The organism is Pantoea sp. AG1095 (assembly GCF_003208415.1).
Lineage (GTDB): Bacteria > Pseudomonadota > Gammaproteobacteria > Enterobacterales > Enterobacteriaceae > Pantoea > Pantoea leporis.
This window is the reverse complement of the sequence record NZ_QKMJ01000006.1, coordinates 227686-242770: the sequence shown is the minus strand read 5'-3', so window position 1 is coordinate 242770 and position 15085 is coordinate 227686. Positions and strand designations below refer to the sequence as shown.

Annotated in this window: 12 protein-coding genes; 3 read left to right on the top strand and 9 right to left on the bottom strand. The window is 53.7% G+C overall.

Features of this window, described 5'->3' with window-relative positions; all coding sequences use genetic code 11:
- Positions 1-27: 27 nt before the first annotated feature.
- The 9 genes from bamA to rpsB all read right to left on the bottom strand — a co-directional run bounded on the left by bamA (position 28) and on the right by rpsB (position 10302).
- Complete coding sequence (gene bamA, locus DEU53_RS14710) at positions 28-2439, bottom strand: outer membrane protein assembly factor BamA (protein WP_110867573.1); 2412 nt, start codon at positions 2437-2439, stop codon at positions 28-30.
- A gap of 51 nt (positions 2440-2490) precedes the next feature.
- On the bottom strand, positions 2491-3840 hold the full coding sequence (gene rseP / locus DEU53_RS14705; protein ID WP_110867572.1) for a sigma E protease regulator RseP: 1350 nt from the start codon (positions 3838-3840) through the stop codon (positions 2491-2493).
- 12 nt (positions 3841-3852) lie between these two features.
- Positions 3853-4710, bottom strand: coding sequence for a phosphatidate cytidylyltransferase (gene cdsA / locus DEU53_RS14700; RefSeq protein ID WP_101762046.1), 858 nt, complete (start codon positions 4708-4710; stop codon positions 3853-3855).
- Positions 4711-4728: 18 nt separating this feature from the next.
- Entirely contained in the window at positions 4729-5481 is a 753-nt protein-coding gene (ispU, locus tag DEU53_RS14695; protein ID WP_007893909.1) for a (2E,6E)-farnesyl-diphosphate-specific ditrans,polycis-undecaprenyl-diphosphate synthase, read from the bottom strand.
- A gap of 165 nt (positions 5482-5646) precedes the next feature.
- Positions 5647-6849: a 1-deoxy-D-xylulose-5-phosphate reductoisomerase gene (gene ispC / locus DEU53_RS14690; protein WP_192412747.1), complete on the bottom strand. Its 1203-nt coding sequence runs from the start codon at positions 6847-6849 to the stop codon at positions 5647-5649.
- A gap of 119 nt (positions 6850-6968) precedes the next feature.
- A complete protein-coding gene (frr, locus tag DEU53_RS14685) occupies positions 6969-7526 on the bottom strand; it encodes a ribosome recycling factor (RefSeq protein WP_036649587.1) in 558 nt (185 codons plus the stop codon).
- A 142-nt stretch (positions 7527-7668) separates the two neighbouring features.
- A complete protein-coding gene (pyrH, locus tag DEU53_RS14680) occupies positions 7669-8394 on the bottom strand; it encodes a UMP kinase (protein WP_007893903.1) in 726 nt (241 codons plus the stop codon).
- Between the two features lie 154 nt (positions 8395-8548).
- Positions 8549-9400, bottom strand: a complete 852-nt coding sequence (gene tsf, locus DEU53_RS14675) for a translation elongation factor Ts (protein WP_101762048.1) — start codon at positions 9398-9400, stop codon at positions 8549-8551.
- Positions 9401-9582: 182 nt separating this feature from the next.
- The gene (gene rpsB / locus DEU53_RS14670; RefSeq protein ID WP_007893898.1) at positions 9583-10302 is read right to left on the bottom strand and encodes a 30S ribosomal protein S2; all 720 of its coding nucleotides are present in this window, start codon (positions 10300-10302) and stop codon (positions 9583-9585) included.
- A 318-nt stretch (positions 10303-10620) separates the two neighbouring features.
- Between rpsB and map the strand changes: the two genes are divergently transcribed.
- From map to dapD, 3 genes are all read left to right on the top strand, one after another.
- Complete coding sequence (map, locus tag DEU53_RS14665) at positions 10621-11415, top strand: type I methionyl aminopeptidase (protein ID WP_110867570.1); 795 nt, start codon at positions 10621-10623, stop codon at positions 11413-11415.
- Between the two features lie 70 nt (positions 11416-11485).
- The gene (glnD, locus tag DEU53_RS14660; RefSeq protein WP_110867586.1) at positions 11486-14140 is read left to right on the top strand and encodes a bifunctional uridylyltransferase/uridylyl-removing protein GlnD; all 2655 of its coding nucleotides are present in this window, start codon (positions 11486-11488) and stop codon (positions 14138-14140) included.
- 76 nt (positions 14141-14216) lie between these two features.
- Positions 14217-15041, top strand: a complete 825-nt coding sequence (dapD, locus tag DEU53_RS14655) for a 2,3,4,5-tetrahydropyridine-2,6-dicarboxylate N-succinyltransferase (RefSeq protein ID WP_110867569.1) — start codon at positions 14217-14219, stop codon at positions 15039-15041.
- The last annotated feature ends 44 nt before the right edge of the window (positions 15042-15085 follow it).

Genomic DNA, 15085 nt, shown 5'->3' with positions numbered 1-15085 from the left:
GGTATTTTCACTTCCCTGCTCAGAGCCTTACCAGGTTTTACCAATGTTAAACTGGAATTGCTCTGACTTGTCTCCCTCGACTTTCTTCATCGGCTGGGCGTATGAGAAGACCAGCGGTCCTAGCGGTGACATCCACTGCAGTGCCACACCGGCAGAGACGCGAATGTTATTAGGATCGCTGTAATCTGGCACACCCGCCGCGCGTGTTTCCGCAGTGTTCTGCCATTTGGTATCCCAAACGGTACCGGCATCCATAAACACCGAGGTACGCACGGAATTCGCATACTTCTCGCTCAGGAACGGCGTTGGCGTAATCAGCTCCAGGCTGGCAATCGCCATGGCGTTACCACCAACCGCATCGTCCGACTTACAGACGCCGTTTGGATCAGAGATCTTACAGTTTGACGAGCCATCGTTCAGGTACGCAGCTTTAGGACCAATGGTGTTGGACTGGAAGCCACGAACCGTGCTCGAGCCACCGCCGTAGAAGTTCTCATAGAACGGCATCTCTTTTCCATTAAGTCCGTCACCATATCCTACACGGCCACGGCCTAACACCACCCACGTACCATCGCGGTTCAGCGGCACATATTGCTGGCTATCCAATGTCGCTTTATAGAACGCATTATCAGAGCCTGGAATCGTCACTTTACCGTTCAGGTTGGTACGGTTACCGCGCGTAGGGAAGAAGCCGCGGTCTAAAGTGTTATAGGTCCAACCGTAGTTGAAGGTGAAATCATCTGCAGAGAAATCACCGTCATCGTTCAAGCCCTGATGGCGACCGACCGAATCCAGATAACGCCACATCGCAACCTGAGGACGCATGTTGGACAGGTCGTTATGCACATAACCTAAACCAACACGCAGCGTGTTATTTTCATTGACCGGGAAGCCCAGCGTACCGTCGAGACCATAACTTTTGTTGGTATAGTCAGACAGATCCGCGTTATCGGCTTTAAAGTCGTTATAGAATAAACGACCGCCAAGGCTCACGCCGTCAACCGTGAAGTATGGGTCGGTCAGTGAGAACTCAGCATAGGTCTGGTAATCGTTTTTGGTACCGCTGATGCCTACAGTGTTACCGGTGCCGAGCCAGTTTTCCTGGGTCACGCCCACCTGGAAGCTGACGCCACTTTCAGTACCGTAACCGACACCAAAGTTGAAAGTACCGGTGTTACGCTCTTTCACCTTGTAGACCACATCAACCTGATCCGGCGCACCCGGAACACGTTGCGTATCCACATCCACGGTTTCGAAGTAACCGGTACGATTCAGACGCTCTTTACCCTGATCGACGAGGTCGCTGCCCAACCAGGCACCTTCCATCTGACGCATTTCACGGCGCAGTACGGAATCTTTTGAGGTGTCGTTACCTTCAAAGCGCACTTTACGCACGTAGTAACGGTTGCCCGCATCCACGTTGATATGCAGCTTGACGGTTTTGTCAGCATCATTGATTTCTGGTTGCGTCATTACGCGCGGATAGGCGTAACCGTAACGACCCAGCAATTTCTTGATGTCATCTTCCATCTGGGTGACTTTAGTGCCGTTATACAGCTCACCCGATGGAATCCTGGTCATCTTTTCAATTTCAGCAGAATGGCCCGCCATGCTGCCGTTCACGATCACGCCAGCAATCTTGTACTGATCGCCTTCGTTGATGTTCACGGTGATGTAGATGCCTTTCTTATCTGGCGTCAGGCTCACCTGCGTGGAATCAATGTTGAAACGCGCATAACCGCGATCCAGATAGAAGCTGCGCAGGGTTTCGAGATCGCCCGCTAACTTCTGTTTCTGGTATTTACGATCGCCCACCACGTTCCACCATGGCACTTCGTCACGCAGTGAGAAGCGCGAGATCAGTTCGTCAGAGGTAAATGCTTTATTACCGACGATGTTGATCTGCTGGATCTGCGCTGAAACGCCTTCCTGGAAGACGAATTTCAGATCCACACGGTTGCGCGGCAGCGGCGTAGCAATCGCTTTGACGCTGGCGGTGTATTTACCGACGCTGTAGTAGAAGTCTTCCAGACCCTTCTCGATTGAAGAGAGCGTGGTGCGGTCCAGCGCTTCGCCAACGCGCACGCCAGACGCTTCGAGGTTCTGTTTCAGCTGATCTTCTTTCACCGCTTTGTTGCCGGAGAAAGTGATGTTGGCAATGGTTGGACGCTCTTTCACCTGAACAATCAAGGTTGTACCGTCACGCAGAACCTGCACATCTTCAAAGTTACCGGTGGCGAACAGTGAGCGAATGGTGTTTCTGACATCATCGTCATTCACCGTATCACCGACACGTACCGGCATGCTGAGCAGAGCCGCGCCGACGGCGACTCGCTGGAGACCTTCGAAATGAATGTCCTTCACTACGAAATCGTCTGCACCGTAAACGGTGGCGCTGCTAAACAGCAGCGACGCTATGAGCAACTTTTTCATCGCCATCGTTGTTATGCGTTTTCCTAACACATCCCGCGCCTGTATGCGTTCCAGCTATTACAGACGTGAGAAATCATTGAAAAGTGCAAGCCCCATTAACAGCACTAGCAAGATTGAGCCAATGCGATAACTAAAGTCCTGAACTCGCTCGGACACCGGTCCACCTTTGATCTTTTCGATCGCCAGAAAGAGCAGATGACCACCATCTAAAACCGGCAGAGGGAACAGGTTAATGATGCCCAGGTTGACGCTGATCAGCGCCAGGAACATCAGGTAATAAATCACCCCGTACTCAGCTGATAACCCGGCACCCTGCGCGATCGAAATCGGCCCGCTCAGGTTATTCAGCTTCACATCCCCGATTATCAACTTGCCCAGCATGGAGACTGTTAGCTTCATCAACTGCCAGGTTTTTACACTGGCTTCGCCGATCGCCGCAAAAGGTCCATACTGCCTTACCGTTTTGTACTCATCAGGCAGCGGAATCACACGCGGGATGACACCCGCGAAGCCTTCCGCTTCATTGCCCGGTTTCGCTTCCGGCGTTAACGTCAACGCCACAGGTTCGCCGTTGCGCTCGATATCTAGCGCCATGTTTTTGCCCGGATTATCCCGCACCTGTGCCGCAAAAGCCTGCCACTGTGACAATGGCTGACCATCGACTTTAACGATCCTATCGCCCGCTTGCAAACCAGCATTGCTTGCCGGTGAGTTTGCCTGAACTTCGGCTAAGGTCGTTTCAATCTGCGGCCCACGTGGACGAATACCTAAAGCGACCACCGGATCCTGTTTATCAGGCTCAAATTGCCAATCGCGCAAATTTAATTGCTTTTGCTGCGTGGCTTCTTCGCCAAATTGCGAGACGGTAAGCGTGGCATCGCTGTCGCCGATTTTACCGATCAGCGCCATACGCACAGCATCCCAATCAGGCGTTTCGATACCATCTACCGCTTTTAGTTCCATGCCGGAGGTAATTTGCGCTTCGGCAGCGACGGAACCGCTCAGAATTTCACCAACCACAGGACGTACACCTGGTACGCCGTGAATAAACACGACCCAGTAAGCAAAGATGGCGAAGATGAAGTTGGCGATAGGACCGGCTGCGATAATCGAAGCACGCTGCAGCACGGTTTTGTTGTTGAAGGCTTGATGACGCAGCTCGGCGGGAACGCTTTCAACGCGTTCGTCGAGCATTTTGACGTAGCCGCCAAGAGGGATCAGCGCGATGACATATTCGGTGCCCTGACGATCGCTGCGACGCCACAGCGCTTTACCAAAGCCAATCGAGAAACGTTCAACTTTAACACCGCAGCGGCGCGCCACCCAGAAATGGCCAAACTCGTGCACGGTAATTAGCACGCCAAGCGCCACGATAAAGGCGGCAAAACTCCAGAGTATACTCAACATCGCCAGCTATCCTCAGAGGGTGCGAAACACCAACAGCAGCAGGCAGGCAAACACCGGCACCGCAGCAGTCAGGCTATCAATACGATCGAGAATACCACCGTGCCCCGGAATCAAGTTACCGCTGTCTTTAATGCCCGCTTCACGCTTGAACATACTTTCAGTCAGGTCGCCCAATACCGATGCCAGCGTCGCAATCACCGCACAGATAATTAGCGTGCCCGGCGCCACCGAAAGCGGTGCCAGCAGAGCAAACAGCCAGGCGATAATGGCAGATGACAATAGGCCGCCGAAGAAACCTTCCCAGGTTTTACCCGGAGAGACTTTCGGTGCCAGCTTGTGTTTGCCAAACAGGCGACCAAACATGTAAGCACCGGAATCTGCGCCCCAGACAAGGAACATCACGAACAGCAACCACCATGCGCCGGCGAAATGGTCAGTATCGTAATGATACTGACGCAGCGCCATCATGCCCCAGAAGAACGGAATCAAGGTGAGCACGCCAAACAGCAGGCGCAGCGTACGTGAGTGACGCCACAACGCAGCAGAAGCGGGATAGAACAGTACTAAGATGAGCGCGACAATCCACCACAACAGCGATGCCCAGAGCGAGCCTTCCATCTGGAATTGGTGCAGATTGCGTTGATAAGGTTCAAGGGTAAAGAGCATCGCGGACAGCAACAGGCCGCAAAGCACGGCCAGCCAGATACGTTGCTGACGCGTTTTCATGCCAGCAAACTGCCCCCATTCCCAGGCGGCAAGCATGCAGATGATGATAGTGATAATCGCAAAACCGGACAGGGGTAACCAGAACAGTGCAGCGATCACCAGCGGAATCAAAATTAACGCGGTAATCAGACGAGACTTCAGCAAAGGTTACCCCCAAATTGCTTAGGCGCCGCCTGGTGCAGTACCGCCATAGCGTCGCTCCCGCGTAGAGAATGCATTCAGTGCACCTTCAAAAACGTTTTCATCAAAATCAGGCCAAAGAACATCGGTAAACCAAAACTCAGCATAGGCGATTTGCCACAGCAGGAAGTTGCTAATCCGATGCTCTCCCCCGGTCCTTATCACTAAATCCACTGGCGCCAGCTCCTGCATACACAAATACGGAGCCAGGCTTTCTTCGGTAATCTGGTCAGGACGCAGTAAACCTTCCTGAACCTGTTCGGCCAATTTTCTGGCACCCTGGATAATATCCCAACGGCCGCCATAGTTGGCAGCAATGTTTAGGGTCAGTCCATTATTTTGCTGAGTCAGTTCCTCGGCGCGGCGAATGCGTTCCTGAATTCGGTTATTGAAACGACTGATATCGCCAATAATGCGCAGACGCACATTGTGTTTGTGCAGGCTTTTGACTTCGCTGTCGAGCGCCCAGACAAACAACTCCATTAACGCTGTCACTTCCTGAATCGGACGGCTCCAGTTTTCACTGCTGAACGCATAAAGCGTGAGCGCTTCCAGTTTATGGCTAACCGCAAAGCTGACAGCCCGGCGTACTGATTTTACCCCGGCTTTGTGGCCTGAAATACGCAGTTTGCCCTGATTTTTTGCCCAGCGACCATTACCATCCATAATGATGGCCACGTGACGTGGCGTGCAGTACGACTCGTCATCGATTGTGTTGTGATTGTTGGACGACATAACGCGTAATAATTCCTTTCATCAGAAATGCTGTGGTTTCTGAATACATTGCGCCTGCAGCAAACTCCGGCAAACACGCCAGATGACATCGAAACAATGTCGGCTGTGAAACGCGAGCGAGCGACTATACCATTTTCACCCAGAGCGAACAAATAGCGGGAACTATCAACCTGCTAAACGAAAGCGCGGTAACAATTCATTGGCACGCACGCGCGCTAACCGATCGATCTCCATCACCTCGTCAATGCTGCCCGGCTCCTGACAACTCAGGGACGCCAGCACTTCGCTGTTGATGGCGGCAATATCGGTAAAGCGAATCTGGTGCTGCAGAAAAGCTGCCACCGCCACTTCATTCGCTGCATTCAGCGATGTCGTAGCGGCCTGACCTGTGGCACAGGCATCAATCGCAAGCTTCAGGCAGGGATAGCGCTCGTAGTCCGGCTCGGAAAACGTCAACGACTTCATGCGCGTGAAGTCGAGCGGCGTTACGCCCGCAGAAATACGTGCTGGCCATGCCATGCTGTGCGCAATAGGCGTCCGCATATCCGGAGAGCCCAGTTGCGCCAGCACGCTGCCGTCGCAATAACGCACCATCGAATGGATAACCGACTGCGGATGCAGGATCACCTCCATCTGCGCGTCAGTCGCATTAAACAGCCAGCGGGCTTCAATGTATTCAAGACCTTTATTCATCATGGTGGCCGAATCAACGGAGATTTTACGCCCCATTGACCAGTTCGGATGCGCACAAGCCTGATCCGGCGACATACCGGCTAAATCCGCTAATGGCGTGTCACGAAAAGGACCACCCGATCCCGTAAGGAGAATCGACTCGATGCCGTTTCCCCGCAGATCAGCGTACCCCAACTGATGCTGTATGGAAGCGGGTAAACTCTGAAAAATGGCGTTGTGCTCGCTATCGACCGGCAGCAATTGCACCTGATGTTGGCGTACCGCCTCCATAAACAGACGGCCGCATGTGACAAGCGACTCTTTGTTGGCCAGCAGCACGGTTTTACCGGCGCGAATCGCCGCCATGGTGGGCTGTAAACCTGAGGCGCCAACAATCGCCGCCATCACCTGATCCACGTCATCCAGCGCGGCCAATTCGCAGGCTGCCTGAACGCCGGAGAGCACTTCGGTATTAACGTTGAGTGCTTTCAGTCGCTCACGCAACGCTTGTGCGGAAGTCTCGTCGGACATCGCGGCATAGCGCGGTTGGAATTGCAGGCATTGTTCAGCCATCAACGCCACATTCTGGCCAGCCACCAGCGCGGTCACCTGATAAAGTTCAGGATTTGCGGCAATCACCGCCAGCGTGCTGGTACCAATGGAGCCGGTTGATCCCAGCAGAGTTAATCGCTTCATCATGCTATCCCTGTGAAGTCGTGGAGAGTGTCCGCAACAGCGCCAGACACAATGTAAAACGCCGCCAGAGTCGAACACGTCTCGTCTCTGAACGGCGTTTTGAAAAGCAGTTGATGGAATTAGAAGTCCATCAGTTCCTTTTCTTTATCGGCCAATGCGGCATCAACACTCTTGATGTGCGCATCGGTCATTTTCTGGATCTCGTCCTGCGTACGACGTTCGTCGTCTTCGCTGATCTCTTTGTCTTTCAGCAGCGCTTTGATCTTATCGTTGGCGTCACGGCGGACGTTACGCACGGAAACACGGCCCTGCTCTGCTTCGCCACGTACGATCTTGATCAGGTCTTTACGACGCTCTTCGGTCAGCGCTGGCAGCGGCACACGAATATCGCTACCGGCTGAGCTTGGGTTCAGACCCAAATCAGACGTCATGATCGCTTTCTCAACCGCAGCGCTCAGCGAGCGATCAAATACGTTGATTTTCAACGTACGTGAATCCTCAACCGTCACGCTAGCCAGCTGGCGCAGCGGCGTTGGTGTACCGTAATAAGGAACCACAATGCCGTCGAGCAGTGAAGGCGAAGCACGGCCGGTGCGGATTTTGCTGATGTTGTTTTTAAATGCATCCACACATTTTTCCATCCGCGTGTCTGCATCTTTTTTAATGTCGTTAATCACGTTGAAACCCTTGAATTCGGTTGACCTGGCCATTTCCGGGCTAACCGGAAGCGGTATCGATAAACATCGATCATCCTAATTGCTGCGCGATGTCAGAGCATCGCGGCAAAAGAATATACCTTATTTTAACGTGCGTCGGGTATTAATGCGTAATCAGGGTGCCTTCTTTTTCACCCATCACGACGCGACGCAATGCGCCAGGCTTGTTCATGTTGAAGACGCGGATAGGCAGCTTGTGGTCACGCGCCAGCGTAAAGGCGGCGAGATCCATCACTTTAAGCTCTTTATCCAACACTTCTGCATAGCTCAGTTGGTCATACAGCGTGGCATCCGGGTTTTTCACCGGATCTTCAGAGTAGACGCCGTCTACTTTGGTGGCTTTCAGTACCACGTCGGCTTCGATTTCGATGCCGCGCAGGCAGGCTGCAGAGTCAGTGGTAAAGAACGGGTTGCCGGTACCGGCCGCGAAGATCACGACGCGGTTATTACGCAGCAGGCTGATCGCTTCTGCCCAGCTGTAGTTATCACACACGCCGTTCAGCGGAATCGCTGACATCAAGCGCGCATTGACATACGCACGGTGCAGCGCGTCACGCATTGCCAGGCCATTCATCACTGTTGCCAGCATGCCCATATGGTCGCCGACCACACGGTTCATGCCCGCCTGGGCCAGACCTGCGCCGCGGAACAGGTTACCGCCACCAATAACCACACCCACCTGAATGCCCAGTTCAACCAGCTCTTTCACCTCTTGCGCCATGCGGTCAAGCACGCTCGCGTCGATGCCAAAACCTTCGGCACCTTGCAGTGCTTCGCCACTCAGTTTTAGCAGGATACGTTGATATACAGGTTTTGCGTTGGTCGCCATGGTCAGTTCTTCCTGGAAGATATGATGAAAAGGAGAAGTAAAATCTGGTCGATCATCCGCAAAGCCCACGAGAAAAGCTATTGGGATGAGACTGAAAGTGCTGCACTAAATCGCAGACAAAAAAGAACCGCCTTGTGGCGGTTCTTTCGGACCATTAAGACTGTTTGGACATTGCAGCAACTTCTGCTGCGAAGTCAGCTTCAACTTTCTCAATGCCTTCGCCCACTTCGAAGCGGATGAAGTTGATGACGTCAGCGTTTTTCTCTTTCAACGCCTGGCCAACGGTTTTGCTTGGGTCGATAACGAAAGCCTGACCGGTCAGAGAGACTTCGCCGGTGAATTTCTTCATGCGGCCTTCAACCATTTTCTCTGCGATTTCTTTTGGCTTGCCAGACTGCATGGCGATATCCAGCTGGACCTGGTACTCTTTCTCGACCACGTCTGCAGACACGTCTTCTGGCTTAACGAATTCTGGCTTGCTTGCAGCGATGTGCATAGCAACTTGCTTGCTCAGTTCTTCGTCAGCACCGGTGGTAGAAACAACCACACCGATACGTGCGCCATGCTGATAGCTGTTCAGCTCAGCGCCTTCCAGGATAGCAATACGACGGATGTTGATGTTCTCACCGATTTTCGTAACCAGCGCTACGCGTTCTTCTTCGAACTGCGCTTTCAGAACTTCCACATCGGTAACTTTGCCAGCGACAGCTGCATCCAGAACCTTGTCAGCAAACGCCTGGAAACCGCCATCTTTTGCAACGAAGTCGGTCTGGCAGTTTACTTCCAGGATCGCCGCGAAGCCGTCAGCGATTTTGGTTTTGATCACGCCATCAGCAGCAACGTTGCCTGCTTTCTTAGCCGCTTTGATTGCGCCAGATTTGCGCATGTTCTCAATCGCCAGCTCGATGTCGCCGTTCGCTTCGGTCAGCGCTTTTTTGCAGTCCATCATGCCTGCGCCAGTACGCTCACGCAGTTCTTTTACCAATGCAGCGGTAATATCAGCCATTCCAGAATCCTCGATTCGTCTCTGTGTGCTCACACACTGTCAGAAACTTGTTGCGGAAAATTTACTCTGCCCCGCTCGCTCTGCAGTGAGCGTGACAGACTTAGATAAAATAAAGGGGCCTGAACGGCCCCCTTAACAGATAACATCTGATGTCTAAGGGCTCTTAGAAAGAGCGAACCTTATTAAGCTTCAGCAGCTTCTTCAGCCTGCTCAGCCAGATCCTGTGAACGGCCTTCGCGCACGGTAGTGGCAACGGCAGTCAGGTACAGGCTTACAGCACGGATCGCATCGTCGTTACCTGGGATAACGAAGTCAACGCCGTCTGGATCAGAGTTGGTATCAACGATAGCAAATACTGGGATACCCAGGTTGTTTGCTTCTTTGATAGCGATGTGCTCGTGATCAGCGTCAACAACGAACAGTGCATCCGGCAGACCGCCCATATCTTTGATACCGCCCAGGCTGTTTTCCAGCTTGGCCAGTTCGCGAGTGCGCATCAGCGCTTCTTTCTTGGTCAGTTTGTCGAAAGTACCGTCCTGAGACTGAGACTCAAGATCTTTCAGGCGTTTGATTGACTGACGAACGGTTTTCCAGTTAGTCAGCATGCCACCCAACCAGCGGTGGTTTACGAAGAACTGGTCGCAGCTCAGAGCTGACTCTTTTACCGCTTCGGCAGCAGCGCGCTTAGTACCAACGATCAGGATCTTACCTTTACGGGAAGAGATCTTTTTCAACTCAGCCAGAGCGTCGTTGAACATTGGCACAGTCTGCTCGAGGTTGATGATGTGAACCTTGTTACGTGCGCCGAAGATGAATGGCTTCATTTTCGGGTTCCAGTAACGGGTCTGGTGACCAAAGTGAACACCAGCCTTGAGCATGTCGCGCATTGAAACAGTTGCCATGATTACCTCTAAAGTTTGATTTGGGGTTGGGCCTCCATGTATCCCATACGACCGACCTCTTTCAAGGCACCCCGGCGTATGTGTCGATACATGTGTGTTTTAGTACACATAATGAGTTTTATGCGTTTCCTGCCAGCCAAACGTCGGTGACAGAGAATCGTCGGCGCGCTTTATACCACAATGCGCAGGAATACGCCAATAGTAGTTGAGCGCCGCAGGCGCAGACAATCGCCATTTGGCAGCCCTTTTGCTGGCTGCTAACATGACTGCCACAGAACTCATTATTGTCGAAAAATTCGACGATTGCGGATTAATTTAATGGCTATTTCAATTAAAACCCCTGAAGAAATCGAAAAAATGCGCGTGGCGGGCCGCCTTGCCGCTGAAGTGCTGGAGATGATTGCCCCGCACGTGGTGCCTGGCGTCACCACCGGTGAACTGGATCGTCTCTGCCACGAACACATCACGCTGAAGCAGCAGGCGATTTCCGCCTGCCTCGGCTATCACGGCTTCCCGAAATCGGTGTGTATTTCGGTGAATGAAGTGGTATGTCACGGTATTCCGAGCGACGATCGCGTGCTGAAGGATGGCGACGTGGTTAACGTCGATGTCACGGTGATCAAAGATGAGTATCACGGCGATACCTCAAAAATGTTCATCGTCGGTAAAGCCACCATTCAGGGCGAGCGCCTGTGTCGCGTTACTCAGGAAAGTCTCTATATCGCGCTGCGTCTGGTGAAACCGGGTATTCGTCTGCGTGAACTGGGCCGCGCGATTCAGCAGTATGTCGAAGCACAGGATTTTTCGGTGGTGCGCGAGTATTGCGGTCACGGCATCGGCAAAGGCTTCCACGAAGAGCCGCAGGTACTGCATTACGACGCGGATGATAGCGGCGTGGTGTTGCAAGCAGGCATGACCTTCACCATCGAACCGATGGTGAATGCCGGTGATTACCGCATCCGCACCATGAAGGATGGCTGGACCGTGAAAACCAAAGATCGCAGCTTGTCCGCGCAGTATGAGCATACTATTGTGGTGACAGAAAACGGCTGTGAGATTCTGACGCTGCGTGAAGACGACACCATTCCAGCGGTGCTTGAAAACGTCGCGTAATCATCTCGCTAACAGTACCAGGCCGGCTTATCGCTGGCCTTTTTTATGTGCGTAATGAAGAGGCATGTTGATGAGTGGTAGCGTGACCGAAGCAGTACACAAAGGCCTGACCGATTCCCCCGCCAGCTGGCCGGATGACGCCCTGACGCGCGACAAGCTCAAACACTATCTTGAGCAATTCCAGCAGCACCTGGGCATTGCATTTGATGCGGGCACCGATATTGAATCTCTGATTGATGCCCGCACGCTGTTTATCGACCGCTTACTGCGCCGCCTGTGGCGCTTCTTTGGTTTCGACCAGATGAAGGAGATCGCACTGGTTGCCGTTGGCGGTTATGGTCGCGGCGAACTGCATCCGCTCTCCGATATTGATGTGCTGATCCTCAGCCGCCAGCCGCTGGACGACACAGCCGCGCAACGCGCCAGCGAGCTGCTAACGCTGATGTGGGATTTGAAGCTGGAAGTTGGTCACAGCGTACGTACGCTGGAAGAGTGCCTGCTGGAAGGCTTATCCGATCTTACGGTCGCCACCAACCTGATCGAATCGCGCATGCTCACTGGCGATGTGGCGCTGTTTCTCGAACTGCAAAAGAACATCTTCAGCGATGGTTTCTGGCCGTCGTCGCGCTTCTTCGCCGCCAAAATTGAAGAGCAGCAGGAGCGCCACCAGCGCTATCACGGCACCAGCTACAACCTCGAACCGGATATCAAAAGCAGCCCCGGTGGCCTGCGCGACATACACACGCTGCAATGGGTGGCGCGTCGTCACTTTGGCGCCACCACCATGGATGAGATGGTTGGTTTCGGCTTTATCACCGAAGCGGAACGCAATGAAATCAACGAGTGTCAGGAATTTTTGTGGCGCATTCGCTTTGCGCTGCACTTAACGCTGCCACGCTATGACAATCGTCTGCTGTTTGATCGACAACTCACCGTCGCTCAACGCCTCAACTATCTGGGGGAAGTCAATGAGCCGGTTGAGCGCATGATGAAGGACTTCTACCGCGTCACGCGCCGTATCGGCGAACTCAATCAGATGCTGCTGCAGCTGTTCGATGAAGCGATTCTGGCGCTGTCGACCACTGAAAAACCGCGCAACATTGATGACGATTTCCAGATTCGCGGTGACCTCATCGACCTGCGCGATCTCACGCTGTTTGAGCGTGAGCCGCAAGCCATCCTGCGTATGTTCTACGTGATGGTGCGTAACGAAAACATCAAAGGTATTTACTCCACCACGCTGCGGCAGCTGCGCTATGCGCGCCGCCATTTGAAGCAGCCTCTATGCCAGATTCCTGAAGCGCGTGAAACCTTTATGGCGATTCTGCGTCATCCTGGCGCGGTTAAGCGCGCGCTGGTGCCGATGCATCGTCATAGCGTGTTATGGGCCTATACGCCGCTGTGGGGCAACATCGTTGGTCAGATGCAGTTCGATCTGTTCCACGCTTACACGGTGGATGAGCACACCATCCGCGTGCTGCAGAAGCTGGAGAGTTTTGCCGACGAAGCCACGCGCCCGATGCATCCGCTGTGCGTTGAACTCTGGCCGCGCCTGCCACAGCCGGAACTGTTGCTGATGGCTGCGCTGCTGCACGATATCGCCAAAGGCCGCAACGGCGATCACTCCATTCTCGGCGCGCAGGATGCGCTCGACTTTGCCGAACTACACGGACTGAACTCCCGCGAAACGCAGCTGGTTGCCTGGCTGGTACGTCATCATTTATTGATGTCAGTCACCGCGCAGCGCCGCGATATTCAGGATCCCACCGTGATTCAGCAATTCGCCGAAGTGATGCAGAACGAAAATCGCTTACGCTATCTGGCGTGCCTGACGGTTTCCGATATCTGCGCCACCAATGAAAGCTTGTGGAACAGCTGGAAGCAGAGCCTGTTGCGCGAGCTGTTCTTCGCGACCGAAAAACAGCTGCGCCGCGGCATGGAAAACAGCCCGGATCTGCGCGAGCGCGTGCGCCATCATCGTCTGCAAGCGCTGGCGCTGCTGCGGATGGAAAACCTCGACGAAGAGCGTTTGCACCATATCTGGAGCCGCTGCCGCGCCGACTATTTTCTGCGCCACACACCGAATCAGCTCGCCTGGCATGCGCGTCATTTAATTCATCACGATCTCAACAAACCGCTGGTGCTGGTCAGCCCGCAGGCCACGCGCGGCGGTACCGAGATCTTTATCTGGAGCCCGGATCGTCCGCACCTGTTTGCGGCGGTGGCCGGCGAGTTGGATCGCCGCAATCTCAGCGTGCATGATGCGCAGATCTTTACCAGTCGCGATGGCATGGCAATGGACACCTTTATTGTGCTGGAGCCGGATGGCAGCCCGCTGGCCGCCGATCGCCATCCGCTGATCATTCAGGCGCTGGAACAAGCCATCACGCAAAACGAATGGGTGCCGCCGCGTACGCGTCGCCAGTCTGCGCGCCTCAAGCATTTCAGTGTCGATACCGAAGTCAATTTCCTGCCGACGCACACCGACCGCCGCAGTTATCTGGAATTGGTCGCGCTCGATCAGCCCGGCTTACTGGCGCGCGTGGGTGAAGTGTTCGCCGATTTGGGCGTGTCGCTGCACGGCGCACGCATCAGTACGATTGGTGAACGGGTTGAGGATCTTTTCATCCTCGCCGATAGTGAGCGACGTGCGCTTGGGGTGGAAATGCGCAATGTGTTGCAACAGAGGTTGACAGAGGCCCTTAATCCAAACGATAAAGTGTGACCGCAATCGATTAATCAAATTTATTTACCGTGCCAGTGCGATGCTGGCACCCGTATTACAGACTTAGGAAATCATTATGCAACAGTTACAGAGCGTTATCGAATCTGCCTTTGAGCGCCGCGCCGACATCACGCCATCTAGCGTAGACAGCGCGACCCGCGATGCTATCACCCAGGTTATTGGCCTGCTGGATAGCGGTGAACTGCGCGTGTCTGAAAAGATCAACGGTGAGTGGGTAACGCATCAGTGGCTGAAGAAAGCAGTGCTGTTGTCGTTCCGCATCAACGACAATCAGGTCATGGAAGGGTCGGAAACCCGCTTCTACGACAAAGTGCCAATGAAGTTTGCTGGCTGGGATGAAGCGCGTTTCAAAGACGCCGGTTTCCGCGTTGTGCCACCTGCTGCCGTGCGTCAGGGCGCATTCATCGCACGTAATACCGTGCTGATGCCTTCCTACGTCAACATCGGCGCTTACGTTGATGAAGGCACCATGGTTGATACCTGGGCGACTGTGGGTTCTTGCGCGCAGATCGGTAAAAACGTCCACCTGTCAGGCGGCGTGGGCATCGGTGGCGTGCTGGAGCCGCTGCAGGCTAACCCAACCATCATCGAAGATAACTGCTTCATTGGCGCACGTTCAGAAATCGTTGAAGGCGTGATCGTCGAAGAAGGTTCCGTGATCTCCATGGGCGTTTACATCGGCCAGAGCACCAAAATCTTTGACCGCGAAACCGGCGAAGTGCATTACGGCCGCGTACCTGCGGGTTCCGTGGTGGTTTCCGGTAATCTGCCGTCTAAAGATGGTAGCTACAGCCTGTACTGCGCGGTAATCGTGAAGAAAGTTGACGCTAAAACGCTCAGCAAAACAGGCATTAACGAACTGCTGCGCAGCATCGACTGAGCTTCTCCTGCCTGAAGATCTTCCCGACGGGCCTGCGTACAGGC

What these genes read in the sequence shown, in the direction of transcription:
- bamA (WP_110867573.1), bottom strand. Translation starts at nt 2,439, where the DNA reads ATGGCGATGAAAAAGTTGCTCATAGCGTCGCTGCTGTTTAGCAGCGCC.
- rseP (WP_110867572.1), bottom strand. Translation starts at nt 3,840, where the DNA reads ATGTTGAGTATACTCTGGAGTTTTGCCGCCTTTATCGTGGCGCTTGGC.
- ispU (WP_007893909.1), bottom strand. Translation starts at nt 5,481, where the DNA reads ATGTCGTCCAACAATCACAACACAATCGATGACGAGTCGTACTGCACG.
- ispC (WP_192412747.1), bottom strand. Translation starts at nt 6,849, where the DNA reads ATGAAGCGATTAACTCTGCTGGGATCAACCGGCTCCATTGGTACCAGC.
- pyrH (WP_007893903.1), bottom strand. Translation starts at nt 8,394, where the DNA reads ATGGCGACCAACGCAAAACCTGTATATCAACGTATCCTGCTAAAACTG.
- tsf (WP_101762048.1), bottom strand. Translation starts at nt 9,400, where the DNA reads ATGGCTGATATTACCGCTGCATTGGTAAAAGAACTGCGTGAGCGTACT.
- rpsB (WP_007893898.1), bottom strand. Translation starts at nt 10,302, where the DNA reads ATGGCAACTGTTTCAATGCGCGACATGCTCAAGGCTGGTGTTCACTTT.
- map (WP_110867570.1), top strand. Translation starts at nt 10,621, where the DNA reads ATGGCTATTTCAATTAAAACCCCTGAAGAAATCGAAAAAATGCGCGTG.
- glnD (WP_110867586.1), top strand. Translation starts at nt 11,486, where the DNA reads ATGAGTGGTAGCGTGACCGAAGCAGTACACAAAGGCCTGACCGATTCC.
- dapD (WP_110867569.1), top strand. Translation starts at nt 14,217, where the DNA reads ATGCAACAGTTACAGAGCGTTATCGAATCTGCCTTTGAGCGCCGCGCC.